Annotated in this window: 18 protein-coding genes and 1 tRNA gene; 10 read left to right on the top strand and 9 right to left on the bottom strand. The window is 62.6% G+C overall.

Annotated features, from left to right (window positions below; translation table 11 throughout):
* Positions 1 to 376 precede the first annotated feature (376 nt).
* The 3 genes from ABIE35_RS02795 to ABIE35_RS02785 all read left to right on the top strand — a co-directional run bounded on the left by ABIE35_RS02795 (position 377) and on the right by ABIE35_RS02785 (position 3,595).
* Entirely contained in the window at positions 377 to 1,942 is a 1,566-nt protein-coding gene (locus tag ABIE35_RS02795; protein ID WP_354512332.1) for an NCS1 family nucleobase:cation symporter-1, read from the top strand.
* 84 nt (positions 1,943 to 2,026) lie between these two features.
* Positions 2,027 to 2,794 (top strand): aspartate/glutamate racemase family protein, encoded by a 768-nt coding sequence (locus tag ABIE35_RS02790; protein ID WP_354512331.1) that lies wholly within the window; start codon positions 2,027 to 2,029, stop codon positions 2,792 to 2,794.
* Positions 2,795 to 2,827: 33 nt separating this feature from the next.
* Positions 2,828 to 3,595 carry an SDR family oxidoreductase gene (locus ABIE35_RS02785; RefSeq protein WP_354512330.1) on the top strand — a complete coding sequence of 256 codons (768 nt, stop codon included), beginning with the start codon at positions 2,828 to 2,830 and terminating at the stop codon, positions 3,593 to 3,595.
* Between the two features lie 233 nt (positions 3,596 to 3,828).
* On the opposite strand, the gene ABIE35_RS02780 is transcribed toward ABIE35_RS02785, so the two are convergent.
* Entirely contained in the window at positions 3,829 to 4,056 is a 228-nt protein-coding gene (locus ABIE35_RS02780; RefSeq protein ID WP_354512329.1) for a hypothetical protein, read from the bottom strand.
* Between the two features lie 177 nt (positions 4,057 to 4,233).
* On the opposite strand from ABIE35_RS02780, the gene ABIE35_RS02775 reads away from it, so the two are divergent.
* Positions 4,234 to 4,734, top strand: coding sequence for an endonuclease domain-containing protein (locus ABIE35_RS02775; protein WP_354512328.1), 501 nt, complete (start codon positions 4,234 to 4,236; stop codon positions 4,732 to 4,734).
* 180 nt (positions 4,735 to 4,914) lie between these two features.
* Positions 4,915 to 6,402: a cation:dicarboxylate symporter family transporter gene (locus tag ABIE35_RS02770; RefSeq protein ID WP_354512327.1), complete on the top strand. Its 1,488-nt coding sequence runs from the start codon at positions 4,915 to 4,917 to the stop codon at positions 6,400 to 6,402.
* A 79-nt stretch (positions 6,403 to 6,481) separates the two neighbouring features.
* Here the strand turns inward: ABIE35_RS02770 and ABIE35_RS02765 are convergent, their stop codons facing one another.
* Both ABIE35_RS02765 and ABIE35_RS02760 read right to left on the bottom strand, forming a co-directional pair.
* Positions 6,482 to 6,886, bottom strand: a complete 405-nt coding sequence (locus ABIE35_RS02765; RefSeq protein WP_354512326.1) for a sterol carrier family protein — start codon at positions 6,884 to 6,886, stop codon at positions 6,482 to 6,484.
* Positions 6,887 to 6,906: 20 nt separating this feature from the next.
* Positions 6,907 to 7,923 (bottom strand): asparaginase, encoded by a 1,017-nt coding sequence (locus tag ABIE35_RS02760; RefSeq protein ID WP_354512325.1) that lies wholly within the window; start codon positions 7,921 to 7,923, stop codon positions 6,907 to 6,909.
* Positions 7,924 to 7,956: 33 nt separating this feature from the next.
* On the opposite strand from ABIE35_RS02760, the gene purD reads away from it, so the two are divergent.
* A complete protein-coding gene (gene purD, locus ABIE35_RS02755) occupies positions 7,957 to 9,315 on the top strand; it encodes a phosphoribosylamine--glycine ligase (protein ID WP_354512324.1) in 1,359 nt (452 codons plus the stop codon).
* Between the two features lie 2 nt (positions 9,316 to 9,317).
* On the top strand, positions 9,318 to 10,256 hold the full coding sequence (locus ABIE35_RS02750; RefSeq protein WP_354512323.1) for a phosphoribosylaminoimidazolesuccinocarboxamide synthase: 939 nt from the start codon (positions 9,318 to 9,320) through the stop codon (positions 10,254 to 10,256).
* Positions 10,257 to 10,311: 55 nt separating this feature from the next.
* Here the strand turns inward: ABIE35_RS02750 and ABIE35_RS02745 are convergent, their stop codons facing one another.
* Positions 10,312 to 11,577, bottom strand: coding sequence for a helix-turn-helix domain-containing protein (locus ABIE35_RS02745; RefSeq protein ID WP_354512322.1), 1,266 nt, complete (start codon positions 11,575 to 11,577; stop codon positions 10,312 to 10,314).
* Positions 11,578 to 11,704: 127 nt separating this feature from the next.
* Between ABIE35_RS02745 and ABIE35_RS02740 the strand changes: the two genes are divergently transcribed.
* On the top strand, positions 11,705 to 11,920 hold the full coding sequence (locus ABIE35_RS02740) for a hypothetical protein (RefSeq protein WP_354512321.1): 216 nt from the start codon (positions 11,705 to 11,707) through the stop codon (positions 11,918 to 11,920).
* A 125-nt stretch (positions 11,921 to 12,045) separates the two neighbouring features.
* Here ABIE35_RS02740 and ABIE35_RS02735 read toward each other — a convergent pair.
* From ABIE35_RS02735 to ABIE35_RS02715, 5 genes are all read right to left on the bottom strand, one after another.
* Positions 12,046 to 12,122, bottom strand: a tRNA-Pro gene (locus tag ABIE35_RS02735).
* 99 nt (positions 12,123 to 12,221) lie between these two features.
* On the bottom strand, positions 12,222 to 14,054 hold the full coding sequence (locus ABIE35_RS02730) for an ABC transporter ATP-binding protein (RefSeq protein ID WP_354512320.1): 1,833 nt from the start codon (positions 14,052 to 14,054) through the stop codon (positions 12,222 to 12,224).
* The gene (locus tag ABIE35_RS02725; protein WP_354512319.1) at positions 14,051 to 15,850 is read right to left on the bottom strand and encodes an ABC transporter ATP-binding protein; all 1,800 of its coding nucleotides are present in this window, start codon (positions 15,848 to 15,850) and stop codon (positions 14,051 to 14,053) included. The genes ABIE35_RS02730 and ABIE35_RS02725 overlap by 4 nt, the downstream gene beginning before the upstream one ends.
* 151 nt (positions 15,851 to 16,001) lie before the next feature.
* Positions 16,002 to 16,949 (bottom strand): metallophosphoesterase, encoded by a 948-nt coding sequence (locus ABIE35_RS02720; RefSeq protein ID WP_354512318.1) that lies wholly within the window; start codon positions 16,947 to 16,949, stop codon positions 16,002 to 16,004.
* A 2-nt stretch (positions 16,950 to 16,951) separates the two neighbouring features.
* A complete protein-coding gene (locus ABIE35_RS02715; protein ID WP_354512317.1) occupies positions 16,952 to 19,255 on the bottom strand; it encodes a transglycosylase domain-containing protein in 2,304 nt (767 codons plus the stop codon).
* Positions 19,256 to 19,292: 37 nt separating this feature from the next.
* Here ABIE35_RS02715 and sp36 point away from each other — a divergent pair, with 37 nt between their 5' ends.
* On the top strand, positions 19,293 to 19,448 hold the full coding sequence (sp36, locus tag ABIE35_RS02710; protein WP_011775990.1) for a Sp36 family protein: 156 nt from the start codon (positions 19,293 to 19,295) through the stop codon (positions 19,446 to 19,448).
* A gap of 2 nt (positions 19,449 to 19,450) precedes the next feature.
* Positions 19,451 to 19,987 (top strand): RidA family protein, encoded by a 537-nt coding sequence (locus tag ABIE35_RS02705; protein WP_354512316.1) that lies wholly within the window; start codon positions 19,451 to 19,453, stop codon positions 19,985 to 19,987.

Here is a 19,987-nt window from a genome sequence, read left to right as displayed (position 1 = left end):
CACTCCGCGGTCTCTTCCGGATCACGATCAGGCAGCTGGGCAGTCAACCCGCTGAGGATGTGTGAGGTCTCTTCTCCTGCAGCCACGTCCAACCTCTCTTCATTGAATGTCTGGGCGCTTGCTCTGTGGGGGCGCTCAAGGAATTTCGTATTGTGAGAATAAAATTCTGCAATTCGAGATTACGTCTGCTGATGGGCAGCGTCAACACGGATTGCGTATCCGAATCAGTCAACTGGGAAACCTTTGCCCAAGCAACCGAATGTGACCCTGCATACACCCGCAACCCTTGACGTTACGTGACCTGAGTCATAGAGTGCTTTCACTATTCAATAACTAGATTCCGCATTGTGGAATCAGTACGAAGTGGAGATCCACGATGCAGACGACTTCATCAGTCGGCGTCACTGAGACTCCGGGAGACAAGGACGCAGGTGGCCCCAACCACCCGGTCGTGGGCAACACTGACCTCTGCGCCATTGCTTCCGAAGCATCAGGCCGTACCATCAGCCCCAGTCTTTACAACATCGACCTCGCTCCCACCAAGGCCAAGGGCCGCAAGTGGACCAGCTACAGCATCTTTACCCTCTGGGCCAATGACGTCCACAGCCTGGGTAACTACGCCTTCGCCATCGGCCTGTTCTCCCTTGGTTTGGGCGGTTGGCAGATTCTGGTGGCCCTCGGAATCGGTGCCATCCTCCTCTTCGCCCTCCTGAACTTCTCGGGGTTCATGGGCGAGAAGACCGGCGTTCCCTTCCCGGTCATGAGCCGCATCAGCTTCGGCATCCGCGGAGCACAGATTGCCAGCCTGGTCCGCGGCGCCGTTGCCGTGGCGTGGTTCGGCATCCAGACCTACCTGGCTTCGGTGGTCCTCCGCGTCATGCTGGTGGCCATGGCCCCCGGACTGAAGGACCTGGACAGCAACTCCATCCTCGGCCTCTCCACCCTGGGCTGGTTCTCCTTCGTGGCACTGTGGATTGTGCAGTTGGTCATCGTTAGCTTCGGCATGGAAATGATCCGTAAGTACGAGGCCTTTGCCGGACCCATCATCCTGGTGACCATGGCTGCGATCGCGGTGTGGGTGTTCATTGAAGCAGGCGGAGCCATCCAGTGGAGCGGCATCAAGGGCCTGGAAGGCACCGAAATGTGGCTCACCATTTTTGCCGGTGGTGCACTGTGGGTTTCCATCTACGGAACGTTCGTCCTGAACTTCTGCGACTTCACGCGTTCTTCGGCTTCCAAGAAGTCGATCGTCAAGGGCAACTTCTGGGGCATCCCGATCAACATGCTCCTCTTCGGCGCAATCGTTGTGGTGATGGCCGGCGGTCAGTACAAGATCAACGGCACTGTCATTGAGAGTCCCTCGGACATTGTGGAGAGCATCCCCAATACGCTTCTGTTGGTCCTGGCTTGCCTTGCCCTGCTGATCCTGACCATCGCGGTGAACCTGATGGCCAACTTCGTGGCTCCGGTCTACGCACTGACCAACCTCTTCCCGCGCCACCTGAACTTCCGCAAGGCGGCGTGGGTCAGCGGCACCATCGGCCTGGTCATCCTGCCGTGGAACCTCTATAACAACCCGATCGTGATCGTGTACTTCCTGGGTGGCCTTGGGGCCTTGCTCGGCCCGTTGTTCGGTGTGGTCATGGCCGATTACTGGCTGGTCCGCCGCGGGAAGGTCAACGTCCCTGAGCTTTACACCGAGGATCCCAAGGGTGCCTATTTCTACAAGCGCGGTGTGAATCCGAAAGCGATCATTGCCATGCTCCCGGCAGCCGGCCTCGCCATTGCGATCGCCTTCATTCCCGGGCTGGCAGCAGCTGCACCGTTCGCCTGGTTCATCGGAGCCGGCGTCGCCGCACTGACGTACTTCGCAGTCGCGGACAGGAAGCAGGTCCACGAGGACGTCTCCGGCGAGCCGATCGCCGTCGCCAGCACCCACTGACTCACCAAACGTCAAGGCCTCGCCCGTCCTCCCGGATCCAGATCAGCCGGCAGGGGACGGGCGTTGCCATTGAGAGGAAACCCCATGCGCATCCTTGTCGCAAACGTCAACACCACCCAGTCCATGACAGACTCCATCGCAGCCCAGGCCCGCGCGGCAGCCGCTCCCGGCACCGAGATCATCGGCATCACCCCACGTTTCGGCGCCGACTCCTGCGAGGGAAACTTTGAGAGCTATCTCGCCGCGATCGCCGTCATGGATGCCGTGGTCAACTACCCCGAGCCTTTCGACGCCGTGATCCAGGCCGGCTATGGCGAGCACGGCAGAGAAGGCCTTCAGGAACTCCTGGATGTCCCGGTGGTCGATATCACCGAGGCCGCAGCCAGCACCGCGATGTTCCTGGGCCACAAGTATTCGGTGGTCACCACGCTGGACCGCGCGGTTCCGCTCATCGAGGATCGCCTCAAGCTCGCCGGCCTGGATGCGCGCTGCGCTTCTGTGAGGGCCAGTGGCATGGCCGTGCTGGAACTCGAGGAATCCCCGGAGCGTGCTGTGGAGGCGATCGTTGGCCAGGCCGAGCAGGCAGTCCAGGCCGACAAAGCCGAGGTGATCGTCCTTGGCTGTGGCGGCATGGCCGGACTCGACGAGGAGATCCGCCAGCGCACCGGCGTCCCCGTAGTGGACGGTGTGGCGGCGGCGGTCACCATTGCCGAGTCCCTGGTCCGCCTTGGCCTGTCCACGTCCAAGGTCAGGACATATGCCACGCCGCGTCCGAAGACTGTCATAGGCTGGCCGATAACCTCAGCCCAACCGACCTCAACACAGCCGGCAGCAACCCAAGCCGCGCGCTGACGCTGCCACCCGCATTTCCCGAAAGGCAACCATATGACTGACTCCAGCCCGCCCACCAACCCGAGGGTCGCCGTCGTGACCGGGGCAGGTTCGGGTATCGGTCGGGCAGTTGCCCGGCAGATGCTCGCCGAGGGCTACCGCGTTGCGCTGGCCGGGCGTCGTGAGGCGCAACTGCTGGAGACCGCGGGCGACCATCCGGAGGCGCTTGCGGTTCCTTGCGACGTGACAGCACCCGACGACGTCGCGCGTCTTTTCGCGGAGGTCCGCCAGCGCTGGGGCCGGGTTGATGTGCTGTTTAACAACGCAGGGATCTTTGGGCCCGCCGGAGACGTTGGCGAGATCAGTGTGGATGACTGGAATGCGACCCTGCAGGTCAACGTGACCGGGTCCATGCTGTGTGCCGCCGAAGCCGTGCGGACCATGAAATCCCAGGAACCGCAGGGTGGCCGGATCATCAATAACGGCTCCATCTCAGCGCATTCACCGAGGCCCAGGTCCGTGGCCTATACCGTGACCAAGCACGCGATGACGGGCCTGACCAAGAGCATCGAGCTCGACGGCAGGGAGTTCGGCATCACCTGCGGGCAGATCGACATCGGCAATACCCGCACCGAAATCATGGACACCATCGGCGTTGGATCCGGGGCGCTGCAGGCCGACGGCAGCCGCAAGGTGGAGCCCATGTTCCCCGTGGACGACGCCGCCCGGGCCGTGCTGATGATGGCCAACATGCCGGCGTCGGCCAGTGTTGGTTCCGTGGTGGTGACGGCTGCCGGCATGCCGTTCGTGGGCCGCGGCTAGCGAGTTTTTGTACACATAACGCCCTCAAAACCGCCCTTTCCGGGCATTAGCTGTACAAAACATCCGGACTGGGGGAGCTGGCTTGTGGATAACTCTTTCTCGCCTCAGCCGTTGTGACTCAATGGGGCATGCGCCCGTTGTCCTCCCTCCCCCCGGCTCTTTCTGACCAATCCTTTACTCTGGCTGCGGCTGCGGAATTTGGAGTTGCCCCAAAGAGGCTGCGGGCATCGGACCTAATGGTGCCCAGCCGGGGACTCCGCGTGCCGCAGCGGACGCAGACGTTGCTGGAGGTTGCCCGGCCCCACCTTGATCTTCATCAGGGTGACTTCTTGAGCCACATCAGTGCCGCTGAGGTGCTGGGATTGCCGCTGCCCTCTTGGGCGCAGTTCAGTCCCGACGACGGCGGGCCGGTGACCGCCGTCGTCGAACCAATTCCCTGGGGACCAAAGAGCGGTCCTCATTTTCGGGAGCCGGGACGATTTATCCATCTCTCGCGGCCAAGGGATGGATCGTTGCCTCGGCGGAGGGGAGTGGCTGGCCATCGGTTGACCTTGAGGGACGGTGATCTCACAGAACTGGACGGGGTTGTCCTCACGTCTGTGGCACGAACCTGGGTGGATTTGGCCACGATGTTGCCGATGGACGACTTGATCGTGGTCGGGGACGCCATCATCAGCGAGCACAGCCGCACCTTCGGCCCTCCCAAGGTGGCGCTTGTTTCCCTTCAAGCCCTCAAGAGTTTCGTTGAGACAGCCAAAGGAGTTCATGGGGTTCGCAAGGCTCGCGTCGCGTTGGAGTCGCTTCGTGTGGGCGTTGATTCTCCGCCGGAAACCAAGCTCCGGCTCTGCCTTGAAGACGCCGGGCTTCCTGCATTCGTTCCAAACTGCCGGGTGGACGATGCGCTTGGAAAACCGGTGTGGACTGACTTGGGGTGTCCGGAGTATCGGATCTGCCTCGAGTACGAGGGCCCTCATCATCTATTGCCAGAGCAGCAGGCACTGGATGCCTATCGGGATCAGCGCGTGTCAGAGGCTGGCTGGCGGCAGATAAAAATCAACAAGATCGACATGAGGCATGGCAGGAAGTGGGTGGCGGCCCGGGTATCCCAAGGGCTCCGCAAACAGGGATGGACTGGCTGAGATTTTGTACAGCTGATGCCCCCATGGTTCGTCCTTAGGGTCATCACCTGTACAAGAAACCAAATGTGACTTCCACAATATGGAAACTCATTTCCCCCTTGCGGAATGATGTGAGCAGGATTACATTGAAAATATCCCCCCAAAATGTGGGGCTGTTCCCAAACTGATTGGTTCAGATCAATGAAGATCCCAGACCCCGCGGCGCTGAAGGCGAGTTCGGCCCCGCAGAAGAAAAAGCGGCTGTACCAGTCGCTCTTTTTTCAAATCCTGATCGCCGTCGTCGCAGGTGTACTCATCGGTCATTTTTGGCCGACCATTGGGTCCGCCCTTCGGCCACTGGGTGATGGATTCATTCAACTCATCAAAATGATCATTGCCCCGCTGATTTTCCTCGTGATCGTTACGGGCATCTCGGCAGTGGGCGACGTCAAGGCGGTCGGAAGGGTCGGGGTCAAAGCCCTCCTCTACTTCACTGGCGCCACACTCTTTGCCCTGGTCTTCGGACTCATTGTTGGCAACATCGTTCAGCCGGGTGCCGGACTGAACATCGATCCCGCCACGCTGTCCCAGGACGCCCTCAACGCCAAAACCGGGAACGCGCCGCCCAAGGATGCCGCGGCGTTCCTGCTGGACGTCATTCCGGTCAGCGTGATTGGTGCGTTCGCCAACAACAGCCTGCTTCAGGTCTTGTTCTTCTCGGTCTTCTTTGGCGCCGCAATTGTGGTCATCGGCCGTGAAAGGTGCATGCCGGTCATCAGCCTTATGGACACCGTCCTGGAACTGATTTTCAAGATCATGTCCTGGATCATGAAAGTGGCCCCCATTGGTGCCTTCGGTGCCATGGCATTCATCATCGGCCAGTACGGACTGGGCACGCTCAGCACCTACGGACTCCTGATAGCTGCGTGCTACGGCGCAGCCATCATCTTCATCGGCTTGCTGTTCCTGGTGGCGTGGGGCTTCGCCCGCGTACCGCTCTGGTCCTTCCTCAAGTACACCCGTGAAGAGTTCCTGCTGGCGCTCGGTACGGCTTCCACCGAAGCCGTGATGCCGCGCATCATGACCAAGCTGACCAATGCGGGTTGCTCGCGTGCCACTACCGGCCTGGTAGTTCCCACGGGCTACTCCTTCAACCTCGATGGCGCCGCGATCTACCTCTCCATATCGCTGCTGTTCCTGGCCCAGGCGTTCGGCCACAACCTTGACCTCGGCCAGCAGTTGGCTGCCCTCGGCGTGCTGCTCCTGACCTCCAAGGGCATGGCGGGCGTCCCGGGCTCATCCTTCCTGGCCCTCTCTGCAACAGCTGCGGCCCTCGGCATCTTCCCGGTAGCCGGCGTCGCACTCCTCCTCGGAGCCGACCGCCTCATGGACTCAATGCGTGTTGTGGTCAACCTGCTGGGCAACTGCGTGGCAACGTTCGTGGTAGCCAAGTGGGAAGGCCAGTTTGATCGCAGCGTCATGCTCCGCGCCTTCAATGGCGAAATCACCAACCATGATTCGGCCATCATGCTCGGCAAGGAAGAAGTGTTCGAGGAACAGGAACTGGAGCGCATCAGCGACGGCCGCGATCCCTCGCCCAAGTTCGGCGGCGGACCGACGGAGGACAAGATCCCTCAGTTCGAGATGAGCAAACCCGGCAAGACAACAACCCCGGTCTGCCCGGACTAACCTGAGTAAACCGGATAGTTTTTGTACAGCCAATGCCCCTAAGACACGGTCTTAGGGGCATTGGCTGTACAAAAACTCCCTAGAGGGGAAGCATCTCGGAGAGGTCCGCGCGCAAGCCGGACGCGGTCACCCGGTGGGTTGAAACAGCGTCCGCCCACGAAAGGCTGCCGGTCACCAACGAAAGCCAAGTGGCGGCGTCGCACTCGATCACGTTCGGGGGAGTGCCGCGCGTGTGCCGCGGACCCTCCACGCATTGGGTGACGCCGAACGGCGGCACCCGGACCTCCACCGAATTGCCGGGCGCGCGGGCGGTGACTTCCTCCAGGGAGTAGCGGACCGCCGTCGCAATTAACGAGCGCGACGGCGGTGCCCCGGCGGCGGCACCCGGCGAACCAGCGGTGCCGGAAGGTTCGACGGCGGCCCGCCAGGCTCCCAGCGCGGCGCGGCCTTCCTCAATGTTGACGCGGCGTCGTGCAACGGCCATGCGTTTTCTCCTCAGAAGTACTAGTCGAGCAGGGCCGAGACGGCGTGGCCCAGCCGGATTTTGCCCACGGTGCGTCCGCCTCCGAGGATGGGCTCCACTACTCGTTCAAGGACGTTGGAGACGGCCGGGATGTCCACGGCGCCGCTCACGGCCAGCAGGGTGAGCCCCACCAGGGACGTGGCGCGGAGGTTCCCGTCCAGCATCTTCACTGCCACCGTTGCGCCGGTGGACGTGGCCAGGACCAAAATGCCCTCGGCGCCGATTTTGGCCAGGACCTCAAGTTCTTCCATGACGATGGTGTTGGACTCGCCCGTTCCTTGGACGGCCCAGGGGTAGTCCAGCATGGAGGTGGCGATGGTGGCGGCCCGGGCGTTGGAGGAGGAATCGCCGGGCGATTTGGCCAAGCGGGAGTAGGCGCGGGCAAGGCCGGTCAGCGAGATGGCGGCGACGGGGGCGCCGCACCCGTCGATCCCCAGATGGGAGATGGTTTCGCCGCTGTATTCCTCAATGACGGACCGGACCCTCTGTTGGAGCGGGTGGTTCGGCTCAAGGTAGCTACGGAGGTCCCAGCCGTTTTCGGTGCAGGCCCACAGGAAAGCGGCGTGCTTGCCGGAGCAGTTGAAGGCCAGCTTGGACTGGCCCCGCTCCGACCGGACCAGCCAGTTTCGGGCAGTCTCGTCCTGCGGCCAGGCGGTGGGGCACTGGAGGTTCTCTTCTTTCACTCCCGCCGCTTTGAGCATTCCCTCCACAACGTCCATGTGATCCAGGGACCCGGTGTGGCTGCCGCAGGCAACAGCAACCTGTGCGCCACGCAGGGGCACGCCGGACTGCATGGAGGCCAGGGCCTGGAAGGGCTTGAGAGTGGAGCGGGCGAGGATGGGGGCATCGATGTCACCGAGACGGGTGACCACCGAGCCGTCGCCGGCGAGAACAACGGCCGCGCCGATGTGCCGGGACTCTATAAAGCCACTTCGTTCGATCACTGCCAGTTCCACCGCGGACTCAACGCTGAACGTTTCATGCGAACTCATGGGCATAAGCCAAGTCTAGGGCGCAGCAAGGTCCGGTGAATGACACAGCTTAGGCCGCGCGCCCTTCACAAAGTACCCTTGAGGACTGTGAAGGTACTCGTCATTGGCCCAGGCGGCCGCGAACACGCCATTGTCCGCTCTCTGCTTGAAGATCCCAACGTTTCCGAGGTCCACGCGGCCCCGGGCAACGCGGGCATCAGCAAACTCGTTCCCACTCATGCGATTGATGGGAACAACCCGGAAGCCGTGTCTGCCCTCGCCACCAAGCTGGGCGTGGACCTGGTTGTCGTAGGACCCGAGGCGCCGCTGGCTGCCGGTGTGTCCGACGCCGTCCGCGAAGCCGGCATTCCGGTGTTCGGTCCCAGCAAGGAAGCTGCCCAGTTGGAGGCTTCCAAGGCTTTCGCCAAGCAGATCATGGCCGAAGCCAACGTCCCCACGGCCATGGCCCGCGTGGCCACCAACGCCGAGGAAGCTGCTGACGCCTTGGACACGTTCGGCGCGCCGCACGTAGTTAAGGACGACGGCCTGGCCGCCGGCAAGGGCGTGGTGGTCACCAAGGACCGCGCCGAAGCCCTGGCACACGCCCAAGCGTGCTTCGACGCCGGTGGAACCGTGGTCATCGAGGAATTCCTTGACGGCCCCGAGGTTTCCCTGTTCGTCCTCTGCGACGGCCGCACCACCGTTCCGTTGTCCCCGGCGCAGGACTTCAAGCGCATCTTCGATAACGACGAAGGCCCCAACACGGGCGGCATGGGCGCGTACACCCCGCTTGAGTGGGCTCCCGCAGGGTTGGTCCAGGAAGTCATCGACCGCGTGGCGCAGCCCACCGTGGACGAGATGGCCCGCCGTGGCACCCCCTTCGTCGGCGTGCTGTACTGCGGACTCGCCCTGACCTCGCGCGGCACGCGCGTCATCGAGTTCAACGTCCGCTTCGGCGATCCCGAGACGCAGGCTGTCCTGGCCCGCCTCAAGACGCCGCTCGGTGCGCTGCTGCTGGCAGCTGCCAAGGGCGAACTGGACACCGCCGAGGAGCTGCGCTGGTCCAAGGACACGGCAGTCGCCGTCGTCGTGGCCGCCGAAAACTATCCTGACGCGCCCCGTACCGGCGACCGTATCCGCGGCCTGAAGAAGGTTGACGAGTTGGACGGCGTGCACGTGGTCCACGCCGGCACCAAGCTGGATGATGAAGGCAAGGTGGTCTCCGCAGGCGGCCGCGTCCTTGCGGTTGTCGCGCTTGGTTCCGATCTGGTGGAAGCGCGCGAAAAAGCGTACGACGGCGTGGAGCTGGTTCAGCTTGAAGGCTCACAGTTCCGCACGGACATCGGTGGCAAGGCCGCCCGCGGCGAAATCCGCGTGCCGCACACGGCCACTGGAACCATCCCGAAAGTGCAGGCCTGAGCATGACTGATTTTCTTCCGGAGGGCGGCTTCGAAACCGAAACGCTGGAACTTCCGGGCTGGACGCACGTCTACTCCGGCAAGGTGCGCGATCTTTATGTCCCGGCCGACGAAGCCATCACGGAAAAGATCGGCCAGGAATGCGTCCTGGTTGTGGCCAGCGACCGCATCAGCGCCTACGACCATGTCCTGAGCAGCGAGATCCCGGATAAGGGTCGCGTCCTGACGCAGCTGAGCCTGTGGTGGTTCGACCAGTTGGACGTTGAGCACCACGTGTTGGCGTCCACGGTTGAGGGTGGCGTTCCTGCCGCCGTCGAGGGCCGGGCCATGATCTGCAAGAAGCTGGATATGTTCCCGGTGGAGTGCATTGCCCGCGGCTACCTCACTGGCTCCGGCCTGGTGGAGTACAAGGAACACGGCACGGTCTGCGAGATCCCGTTGCCTGAAGGCTTGGTGGACGGTTCACGCCTGGACAAGGCACTGTTCACGCCGTCGGCCAAGGCCGAGGTGGGCGAACACGACGTCAACATCACCTACGACGACGTCGTGGCCATGGTGGGCGACGACATCGCAGCCCGCCTCAGTGAACTGACCCTGAAGATCTACACCCGCGCCGAGGAAATCGCCCGCGAACGTGGCATCATCCTGGCCGACACCAAGGTGGAGTTCGGCATTGATGCAGCTACTGGCATCATCACGCTGGGCGACGAAGTCCTCACCCCGGATTCTTCGCGGTTCTGGGACGCGTCCACCTACGCGCCGGGCAAGTCGCAGCCCTCCTATGACAAGCAGTACGTCCGCGACTGGCTGACGTCCGCCGAGTCAGGCTGGGACAAGTCCTCCGACACACCGCCACCGGCCCTGCCTGCCGAGGTCATAGAGCGCACCCGTGCCCGCTATGTGGAGGCTTACGAGAAGCTCACAGGCCGCACGTTCGCCTAGGTTAACGCAAACTGCCCCGGACCGTCTGGTGCGGGGCAGTTTTGCGTTGGGCTGGTTATGCTCCCGAGTGTTCCTTGGCGGCACGGCGCTCGGCCAGTCGGATCTCCAGAACTGCGTCCATGGCCTGTTGGACCCTGTCTGAGGCTCCGGCAGCGCTGAAGTCGTGCTGGGCCTCTTCCAGGAATAGGAGCGCCTCTGCGGCTTCGCCTGCTGCTTTCAGCGACTTGCCGAGCAACAGCGAGACTTCGCCGGCCGTGTGCCTGGCCAGGACCTTACGGTCTGCGTGGATTTCGCGGAGTTTGTCGACGGCGGCCGGAATGTCACCGGTCAAGTACAGCCAGCGGGCTCGGATGAAGGCGACCTCCAACTGATCGGTCTTGTTTCCGCCCACAATGGACAACGCGAGTTCCGCACGCTCGATGGCGGAGAGGGTTTCCGGTTCCACGATCCCCGATGACAGACGGACCGCTGCGGAGGCCTTGTTGAACCGGGCCCACAATTCAATGTCGTTGGCGGGGGAGAGGAGCTTGGCTGCGCGCTCGTGGTGCTTGATGCCCTCCACATAGTCATGGCGCATGAAGGCCACGTTGCCCACCACCCAGGCCACCTCGCCTGCGAGTTGGGACATGGAGTGCTCGTCCATGTGCTCGATCATGGCCAGGCAGTACTCCCAGGCCTCATCCAGCTTGCCGCTCTCGGCAAGGGCACCGATCAGCGCGCGGTGCGCGCCGATGATGAGCGTGGACCCTTTGGGCAGCTGCTCGCTGAGCTTGACTGCTTGCTTTGCATGCTCGACGGCGGTGGCCAGCTGGCCTTGCCCGTGACACACCGCGGCAAGCATCTGCCAGGCGCGGACTCCCAGGCCGGCGGATTCCGTGGCCATGGGGTGTTCCAGGAGGTGCTCAACGATTTGCTGGCATTCCTTCAGCTGGCCTTGTTTCATCACGCACTCGGCCTGCATGTACGTCATGTTCCACCAGGCGCTGTTGTTTTTGGCCTCGAGGGCGATTTGCGCGGCTGTGGCGGCGTGGCTGGCGGCGAGTTGGTAGTCGCGGAGGTCCCAGGCTTGGCGGGCATACAGACCGGCGAGGACGTATTCGGCGTCGCTGACGGAAACGGGTTGGCTCCACGCTTCCAGGGCTTTGGGCGCGAGCTCAAGCCGGCGTGCCAGTTCTTCGATGACCTCAGCCGTTGGTTCGCGGCGGCCGGTCTCGAGCAGCGAAATGTAGCTGGGTGAATACAGGTTTTTGCCGAGCTCAGCCTGCGTTAACCCACGTTCGAGCCGTTCGGCACGTAGCTTCTCGCCGAATCCGTTTCCCACGGGTCCCTCCTACAGGTGTCTTTTGACCAAAACCTTGACAGTCTCTGTGGAAAACATTTTACAATGTATGTCAACAGGGACCGTGCAATTTCCGTAACGAATCCGACTCGCATTGGGGTACTACATCATGTTCAAGAAAATCATTGCTTCAGTGGCCGTGGCGGGCGCACTGACGTTCGCAGTCGCGGCTCCCGGTGTGGTCTCTGCTGCTCCCGCAGTAGATTCCAGCACTGTCAGTGCTATCGGCAACTGGCCCGATCCTATGCGCGTAGCGGCGCCGACCAAGTCAACGGACACCACGTACACACCGATGTCCATCGGCAACTGGCCGGACCCGATGTAAATCAATTGTAGTAAAAGAAAACCCCGGAGCGTGACGAGCGATGCTCCGGGGTTTTCTTTTGCACCTTTCGCAGGGGCAGCGGGAACACAAAAGAGGGCCTTCCAACTGGAAGACCCTCTTTGTTTTGGTCGGGATGACAGGATTTGAACCTGCGACCTCTTCGTCCCGAACGAAGCGCGCTACCAAGCTGCGCTACATCCCGATCCGCTGCGAAAGCAACTGTTCAAGAATAGCCGAAACGTCCCGTGATGCGAAATCGAGGAACGGGTGTCGCTCCTCACAGCTGCCGTCCAAAAAGAAGCTACACCAGGGAGTCCCGCCAGGCCCCGTGCAGCTGGGCAAACCGGCCGCCTCCACTGATCAACTCGGCGGGCGTTCCGTCCTCCACGATGCGGCCATCGTGGACCACCAGAACTCTGTCGGCTGTCTCCACTGTGGAGAGGCGGTGGGCGATGATGATCGCTGTGCGGGCGGAGTTCCCGCCGGCTACGCCTTCCAGGAGCTGGGCGAGCCCCTGCTGGACCATCCGCTCGGATGGAATGTCCAGGGAGGACGTTGCTTCGTCAAGGATCAGTACGGCCGGTGCGGCCAGGAAGGCCCGGGCGAAACCAATGAGCTGGCGCTGGCCTGAGGACACACGCCCACCGCGCTTGTTGACGTCCGTGTCGTAGCCCTCGGGCAGGCTGGTGATGAACTCGTGGGCTCCCACAGCGGCCGCAGCGGCCTCGATCTCGGCCCGCGAAGCCTCAGGCCGGCCCAACGCGATGTTGTCCGCCACGGAGCCGCTGAAGAGGAACGCTTCCTGGGTCACCATCACCACGGCGCGTCGGAGGTCGGTGGTGGACAAGTCCCTGAGATCCACCCCATCCAGAGTGATCGAGCCGGACGTGACGTCGTAGAAACGTGCCACGAGCTTGGCCAACGTCGACTTGCCGGCGCCTGTCTGTCCCACCAGCGCGATTGTCTGTCCAGCCGGGATGTGCAGATCCATCGTGGGAACAACCAGCTTGCCGTCGCTGTAACCGAACTCCACGCCCTTGAAATCAATCTCACCCCGGGAACTCTTCAACGGCACCGGGTTCTTGGGCGGACGGACCGTGGGAACTTCCTCGAGGAGCCCGGATACCTTTTCCAGTGCTGCCTGGGCGCTCTGGAAGGAGTTGTAGAACATCGCCATCTGGTCCACCGGCTGGAAGAACCGCTTGGTGGACAGGATGAGGGCCAGCAGGACGCCGACGGCGAGGTCGCCACTCAGCACCCGGAATCCACCAAACAGCAGAACCACGGCCACGCAAACATTGCCGATCAGCACCAAGCCCGGCTGGAAGATGCCGTTCAGGTTGATGGAGCGGACGGTGTTCTTGCGGTAATCCTCGGCCAGCTCGCCGTAGCGGTCAGCGTTTTCGGGCTCCTTGCGGAAGGCCTTCACAGCGCGGATGCCGGTCATGGTCTCCACAAAGTGGACGATCAACCTGGCAGACACCACCCGGGATTCGCGGAACGCGATTTGCGAGTGCTTTTGGTACCACCGGGCCAGGAAGAACATGGGGACGCCCGCAGCCAGCATGATCAATCCGCTGCGCCAATCGAGCGCGAAGACAGTAACGGCCGTGAAGAGCATGAACAGCATGCCGGACGCCAGGGAACTGACACCGGAATCCAGGAGTTCGCGGAGCGCCTCCAGGTCAGAGGTCTGTCGGGCAATGATGCGCCCGGACGTGTACTTCTCGTGGAATTCCAGGCTCAGCCGCTGGGTGTGCCGGAAGACGCGCAGCCGGAGGTCCAAGAGCATGGCCTGGCTCAGCCGGGCAGTGGAGGTCACGTAGAGTGCCGTCATCCCTGCGGTGGCAATCGCGGCCGCCAAGTACAAAGAACCCGCCAGCACCAGGGGTCCGTTGTCCCCAGACTGCAGGGCAGGAAGGGCGTTGTCGATGCCAAAAGCGATCAGCGCCGGCCCGGCAACGCGAGTGAGTTGGGAGACCACCACCATCACAATGGTCAGCCAGAAACGCAACCGCACCGGGCGGATGAGCGAGGCAAGCAAGGTGAGCGACCGGCGTCGTACGGCTTTGCTGTCTGCTTTAGTGAGGAGCGTGTTGTCCTCGTTGGCGGTTCCAAACGTTGCGGCACTCACCGGCGGGCCTCCTCTGCTTCTTCGAGCTCGTCCAGCTCGGTGTCCAGGTCTTTGGGACCGGTGTCCAGGCTGGCGATGACGTAGCGGTAGTGGTGGTTGTCGGCCAGCAGTTCCGTATGGGTCCCGACGGCGGTGATGGTTCCGTTTTCGAGCAACGCCACCCGGTCCGCCAACGCCACAGTGGATGGGCGGTGCGCGACGATCAACGTGGTGGTCTCGCGCAGGACCTCCCGCAAACGGGCCTCCACTCGTTCCTCGGTGTTCACGTCCAAAGCGGACAGGGGATCATCAAGCACCAGGACCTTCGGCTTGGCGGCGATCGCCCGGGCCAAGGCAATGCGCTGGCGCTGGCCGCCGGACAGGCTCAAGCCTTCTTCGCCGATGAGCGTGTCCACGCCGTCGGGCAACGAGTAGGCAAACTGGGCCTGCGCTACGTCCAGGGCTTCATCCAGGGCGGCGTCGCTGGGATCCGGAGCGCCCAGGAGGACGTTGTCCCGCACAGAGCTGGAGAACAGCGTGGTGTCCTCGAAGGCCACGGCGACGATCCTGCGAAGCTCGTCAATGTCGTAGTCGCGGACATCCGCGCCGTCGATGGTCACGGCGCCCTCGGTCACGTCGTACAGGCGGGGGACCAGTTGGAGCATGGCACTCTTGCCGCTGCCGGTGATGCCCACCAGGGCCATCGTCTCGCCGGGACGGATATCCAGGGTGAGGTCGTGCAGGAGCGAACCGCCGTCGTCGAACCCGAAACCCGCGCGCTCAAAACGCAAGGCGCCCTTCACCGTTTCCGGCACCGCGGCCTGGTCCGGCGAGGTGATGGTGTTCTCGGTGTCCATAACCTCGAAGTGGCGGTCCAGGGCGGTCTTTGCGGTCAGTGCCATGGCAAGGAGCATGCCGGAAAATTCCACTGGTGTGGCCACTACTGCAGCCGTGGCGAAGAAAGCCACCAGCGAGCCTATGCTCAACTCCCCGCTGGCTGCGAGCATGATGCCCACCACCAACCCGACGCCCAGCGCCAATTCCGGGAGCAGCGTGACCACCAAGGTGAAGCCGGCTTGCTGCTTGGCCTTCGCGATCTCGGTCTGACGGAGTTCCTCGGCCTGGCCGTTGAAGTTCTCCAGTGCTTCGCGGCTCCGGCCGAAAGCCTTCAGGACGCGGATGCCATGGACGGATTCCTCCACGGTGGTGGCGAGGTCGCCGGCCTGGTCCTGGCTGAGGCGGGTTACCAGGCTGAAGCGGCGGCGGAAGCGGAAGGAATTGATCATGATCGGCACGGCCGCGCCCAGGAAAATAAGCGCCAGCTGCCAGCTCATGGAGAACATCACGCCGACGCCGATGATCACCGTCAGCGTGGTGACCACCAGCATGATCGCGCCAAACGCCATCCAGCGGCGCAGGAAGCTCAAGTCCGTCATGGCGCGCGAGAGCAGTTGGCCCGAACCCCAGCGGTCGTGGAACGCCACAGTGAGCTGCTGCAGGTGACCGTACAAGGTCACTCGCATCCTGGTTTCAACGGTGGTGGCCGGGTTGATGACGAACTGCCGACGCAAAGCCACCAGACCGGCTTCAGCCACACCCAACGCAAGAATCACGACGGCGGCGATCCAGACTGCGTCCGTGGAACCGCCCGGCTGCAAAGAGTTGTTGACGAGGACCCGCAGTACCTGCGGAATCGTCAGTGCAACAATGCTCGCGAGCAAGGCGCAGATCAGGCCCATGAACAGGCGGGGGAGGATGGGCCGCACATGAGGGTACAGGCGGCCGACGGAGGTGAAAAATGACGTTTGCTTGGACATGCCCGCTTCTCAACAGCTGGATCTTCAGATGGTGCGGAGGTAGTTTCCCGTAGCAACTACCCTATGTCATGGCGTGATTCGTTTCACAGGCCCACGCAACGTTGGTGAAATGTTTGACCCAGTTATTGGGGATCGTAATGATCCCGCGACGTTAGCTGCGTGCCGTGAGGGTGAGCAGTACAGCTTCCGGGCGGCAGGCGATCCGGACTGGCGCGAAGCGCGAGGTGCCGATGCCGCCGGAGACGTTCACCGGCGTCGTGAATTCCTTGCTTTCCCAATCGTGCAGGCCCTTGGCGCGCCAGGTCGGGAGATCGCAATTGGAGACGAGGGCGCCGTAGCCGGGGATGCAGATCTGGCCGCCGTGCGTGTGGCCGGCGAGGATGAGGTCTGCTCCAGCCTCGGTGAAGTGGTCCAGCACGCGCTGGTACGGAGCGTGAATGACGCCGACCTTCAGATGCGGTCGTGCATCCTGGTTTACGGTGCCGCGGGGCCAGCCGGCGTAGCGTTCCCTTTTGAGGTGCGGGTCGTCGACTCCGGAGAAATCGAAGCGGAGCCCGTTGAGCACCACGGACTGGGCACGGTTGGTGAGGTCGATCCAGCCACCCATGCCGAACGCTGAGCGGAGCTTTGGCCAATCGAGCTTAATGGGGTCTTTTTTGTGCCTCGACGGTCCACGAAAGTAGCCGGCCGGATTCTTGATCCGTGGAGCGTAGTAGTCGTTGGAGCCCGGAACGAAAACGCCGGGAAACTCCAGCAGCGGACGCAGGGCCTGGATCAGGGGATCGATGGCCTTCGCGTGGCTCAGGTTGTCGCCCGTATTGACCACGAGGTCGGGCTTCAGCTCAGCCAGGGACTCGAGCCACAGGGCCTTCTTGTCTTGACCGGGTATGAAGTGGATGTCACTCAGGTGCAGGACCCGGAACGGCGCTGAGCCCTCAGGGAGGATCGGCAGGGTTTCGTGCCGGACCTCAAACTGGTCCTTCTCCCACCAGCCATAGGCGGCTGCTGCTGCGCCTGCTGTTGCACCGAGAGCTGTAGTGACGGCGAAACCGCGCCCGACGGTGCGGACGCGGTTTGCCAGTGAATCACGGAAGGACACGCTTAGTCCTTGTCGTTGTTGCCGTTGCCGTTATTGCCATTGTTCCCGTTGCCGCTATCTCCGTTGTTGGACGGCGGGGCGGGGTTCGGATTGGACGGCGCCGGCGTGTTGTTGCGCTGCGGGGCAGCCGTGCCCAGCAGGTTTGACGGCGGGGCTGGGAAGGGGTTGGTGCCGTAGGCCGGGGCAACCGACAACATGTAGTTGGTGAACTGCGGACCGGCAATCATGTAACCGTCGATGGCGGGGTAGAACTTGCCGTTGACGGTCAGATTTCGGCCCGGACGGAGCTGGTTGTCCAGCGGATCACCGAACCAAGAGGCTGTGGCCAGGCCGGTGGTGTAACCCACCACCCAGGTGGAGCCGTTGGAGTCGTTGGTACCCGTCTTGGCCGCAACCGGGAAGTTGCCCTTCGTCGAAAGCGATGGGCGGATCAGTGAGCCCGAGCCGGCATTCAGGACTTCCTGCATTGCGTAGGCAACGCCACGGGCAACCTCGGGCTTCACCGCGTCCTTGCAGTTGGAGGACTGGGCAGGGAGTTCAGCGCCCGACTGGTCCTTCACTGACGTGATGGCGATCGGCTCACAGTATTTGCCGTCAGCGGCGAAAGTCGCGAATGCAGCCGCCATGGTCAAGGGTGCAGTCTGCGTGGCGCCGATCAGGTTGGACAGTGTGGTCATCGGGACCTTGGGGTTCGGGTCGGTGACCTTGCCTGTGTCATCGCGGCTTGGGAGTCCGCCGTGAATACCGGTGGCGTCCACAATTCCCTGGATGCCACACAGGTCAACCTGGGCTGCCGAGGCGAAGGTCGCCGTGTTGATGGAGTTCATGAGGCCGTACAGGACGGTCATGTTCCGGTAGTACCCCTCATCCGAGTTCTGGAGGTCGAAGCTACCGGCCACGTTCCTGTCGTAGAAACCATTCACGGGCGTTGAGCAGGTGTTCCGCCAAGGGAAGTTCACACCGTACCTGCGCACGCTCGCGTTGACGTTCTGGTTCATCGACTTGCCCTCGTTCAACCACTGGGCGAACGTGAAGGGTTTCATTGTCGAGCCGGGCTGGAAGCCACCAATGCCGTTGAGGTCGTTGCCGTTGGCGTCCAGTACGTCAACGTTGAAGTTCTGAGTCTGATCGAACTTGCCCTCTTGGGGCAGCCAGACGGTGTTCTGGGCCATGCTGACGATCTGGCCCGTACCCGGCTGGACCGAGGTGATGGACGCGCCCCACTTGTCCGGGTTCGCGCCGGCCGTGGCATCAACCTGCTGCTGGGCCACGGTCTGGGCAGTCGGATCAAGGGTGGTCTGGATGGTGAGGCCGCCACGCTGGACGCGCTTGACGCGCTCTTCGGTGGTGTCGCCATAGGCCGGGTTGTTGAAGAGCAGGTGAAGGACGTAATCACAGAAGTACGGCGCCATGGTGGCGTACGCGCAACCCTGGCGGGCCGGGGTGACCTTGGTGGTGACCGGCGTAGCAACGGCTTCGTCGTACTCGGCCTGGGTGATCTTGCCCTGGTTCACCATGGCAGCGAGCACCAGGTCGCGGCGCTTCTGCGCGCTGTCCGGGTTCGCGATGGGATCGAAGGCCGAGGGGCTGTTCACGAGGCCGGCCAGGAGCGCGGCCTGCGGAAGCGTCAGGTCCTTGGCGGTGGTGCTGAAGAAGAACTTGGAGGCAGCTTCGATTCCGTAAGCGTCACGGTTGAAGAAGACGATGTTGAGGTAGCCCTCAAGGATCTGCTCCTTGGAGAACTTCTTCTCCAGGGCGATGGCGAGCTTCATTTCGCGGAGCTTGTCGCCCACGCCCTTGCCGCCACCATTGAGCTTGACGTCTTCTTCGCGGTCGGACGCCACCAGGGACTCGTTGATGACGTTGTTCACGTACTGCTGCGTGATGGTGGACGCGCCCTGCTTGTTGCCGCGGGCGGTGCTGACGATGGCTCGCATTATGCCCGTGGTGTCGATACCGCCGTGCTCATAGAAACGGCTGTCCTCAATCGCGATGACAGCGTCCTTGATGAACGGGCTCATCGAATCCAGCGGAACCTTGGTCCGGTTCTCCGCGTAGATCGAGGCGATCGGCGTACCGTCCTTCGCCAGGATCGTGGTGTTCTGGCTGGGCGGATCCACCTGCAGCTCCGCCGGCAGAGTGTCAAAGAACTGTATTGAACCACTTGCGGCACTGCCCGAAACGGCGGCTGCGGGGACCAAAAGGCCCGCCACCAGGACGCCACAAATCGCGCTCACACCGAGGAAACCTAAAATCTTTCCGAGGGTGGTGGCAGTGTCGAATAGTGGGTTCTTGCGAGTCACCATGTTTTCCACTTTACCGGCAAGGGCTAGGCTTTCTGTCATGACCAAATGGGAGTACGCCACGATTCCGCTCATTATTCACGCCACGAAGCAGATCCTGGACCAGTGGGGCGAAGACGGCTGGGAGCTTGTCCAGGTCGTCGGTGGCCCCGATGGCAAAGGCCTTGTTGCATACCTGAAGAGGGAGAAGCAGTAACCATGACAACCCCCGCAGAAACCACGTCTCCCGCGGAATCCGGTGCCCCCACGTCCGCTGTGGAGCAGCGCCTGGCGGAGCTCGGATTGACCCTCCCCGAGGTCGCCGCACCCGTTGCCGACTACGTACCGGCCATCGTCTCCGGCAACTACGTTTACACGTCCGGACAGCTGCCGTTTATTAACGGCAAACTCGAAGCTACGGGCAAGGTCTCGCTCGGTGAGTTGGGCACGTCGGACGAACCTACCGTTGATCCCGACGACGCCAAGCGCTACGCCGCCGTCTGCGCCATCAACGCCCTGGCAGCGGTCAAGAGCGTCATCGGCGACCTCGACCGCATCACCCGCATCGTGAAGGTCGTCGGCTTCGTCTCTTCCGAACCGACGTTCACCGGCCAGCCCGGCGTCATCAACGGCGCGTCCGAACTCCTCGGCCAGGTCCTTGGCGACGCGGGCAAGCACGCCCGCTCCGCCGTCGGCGTTTCTGTCCTTCCGCTCGACTCTCCTGTTGAAGTCGAGCTCATTGCTGAATTCAGCTAA

Source organism: Paenarthrobacter sp. 4246 (assembly GCF_040546855.1).
Taxonomy (GTDB): Bacteria; Actinomycetota; Actinomycetes; order Actinomycetales; family Micrococcaceae; genus Arthrobacter.
The sequence above is the reverse complement of the archived record's forward strand: the minus strand, read 5'-3'. Positions and strand labels throughout refer to the sequence as shown.

Bases quoted from the DNA above. Each gene is read 5' to 3' on its own strand.
- ABIE35_RS02795 (WP_354512332.1), top strand. From the start codon at position 377: ATGCAGACGACTTCATCAGTCGGCGTCACTGAGACTCCGGGAGACAAG.
- ABIE35_RS02780 (WP_354512329.1), bottom strand. From the start codon at position 4,056: ATGAGGACCGCTCTTTGGTCCCCAGGGAATTGGTTCGACGACGGCGGT.
- ABIE35_RS02715 (WP_354512317.1), bottom strand. From the start codon at position 19,255: ATGGTGACTCGCAAGAACCCACTATTCGACACTGCCACCACCCTCGGA.
- ABIE35_RS02785 (WP_354512330.1), top strand. From the start codon at position 2,828: ATGACTGACTCCAGCCCGCCCACCAACCCGAGGGTCGCCGTCGTGACC.
- ABIE35_RS02740 (WP_354512321.1), top strand. From the start codon at position 11,705: ATGTTCAAGAAAATCATTGCTTCAGTGGCCGTGGCGGGCGCACTGACG.
- sp36 (WP_011775990.1), top strand. From the start codon at position 19,293: ATGACCAAATGGGAGTACGCCACGATTCCGCTCATTATTCACGCCACG.
- ABIE35_RS02760 (WP_354512325.1), bottom strand. From the start codon at position 7,923: ATGCCCATGAGTTCGCATGAAACGTTCAGCGTTGAGTCCGCGGTGGAA.
- ABIE35_RS02750 (WP_354512323.1), top strand. From the start codon at position 9,318: ATGACTGATTTTCTTCCGGAGGGCGGCTTCGAAACCGAAACGCTGGAA.
- ABIE35_RS02705 (WP_354512316.1), top strand. From the start codon at position 19,451: ATGACAACCCCCGCAGAAACCACGTCTCCCGCGGAATCCGGTGCCCCC.
- purD (WP_354512324.1), top strand. From the start codon at position 7,957: ATGACACAGCTTAGGCCGCGCGCCCTTCACAAAGTACCCTTGAGGACT.
- ABIE35_RS02770 (WP_354512327.1), top strand. From the start codon at position 4,915: ATGAAGATCCCAGACCCCGCGGCGCTGAAGGCGAGTTCGGCCCCGCAG.
- ABIE35_RS02790 (WP_354512331.1), top strand. From the start codon at position 2,027: ATGCGCATCCTTGTCGCAAACGTCAACACCACCCAGTCCATGACAGAC.
- ABIE35_RS02775 (WP_354512328.1), top strand. From the start codon at position 4,234: ATGGACGACTTGATCGTGGTCGGGGACGCCATCATCAGCGAGCACAGC.
- ABIE35_RS02725 (WP_354512319.1), bottom strand. From the start codon at position 15,850: ATGTCCAAGCAAACGTCATTTTTCACCTCCGTCGGCCGCCTGTACCCT.
- ABIE35_RS02765 (WP_354512326.1), bottom strand. From the start codon at position 6,886: ATGGCCGTTGCACGACGCCGCGTCAACATTGAGGAAGGCCGCGCCGCG.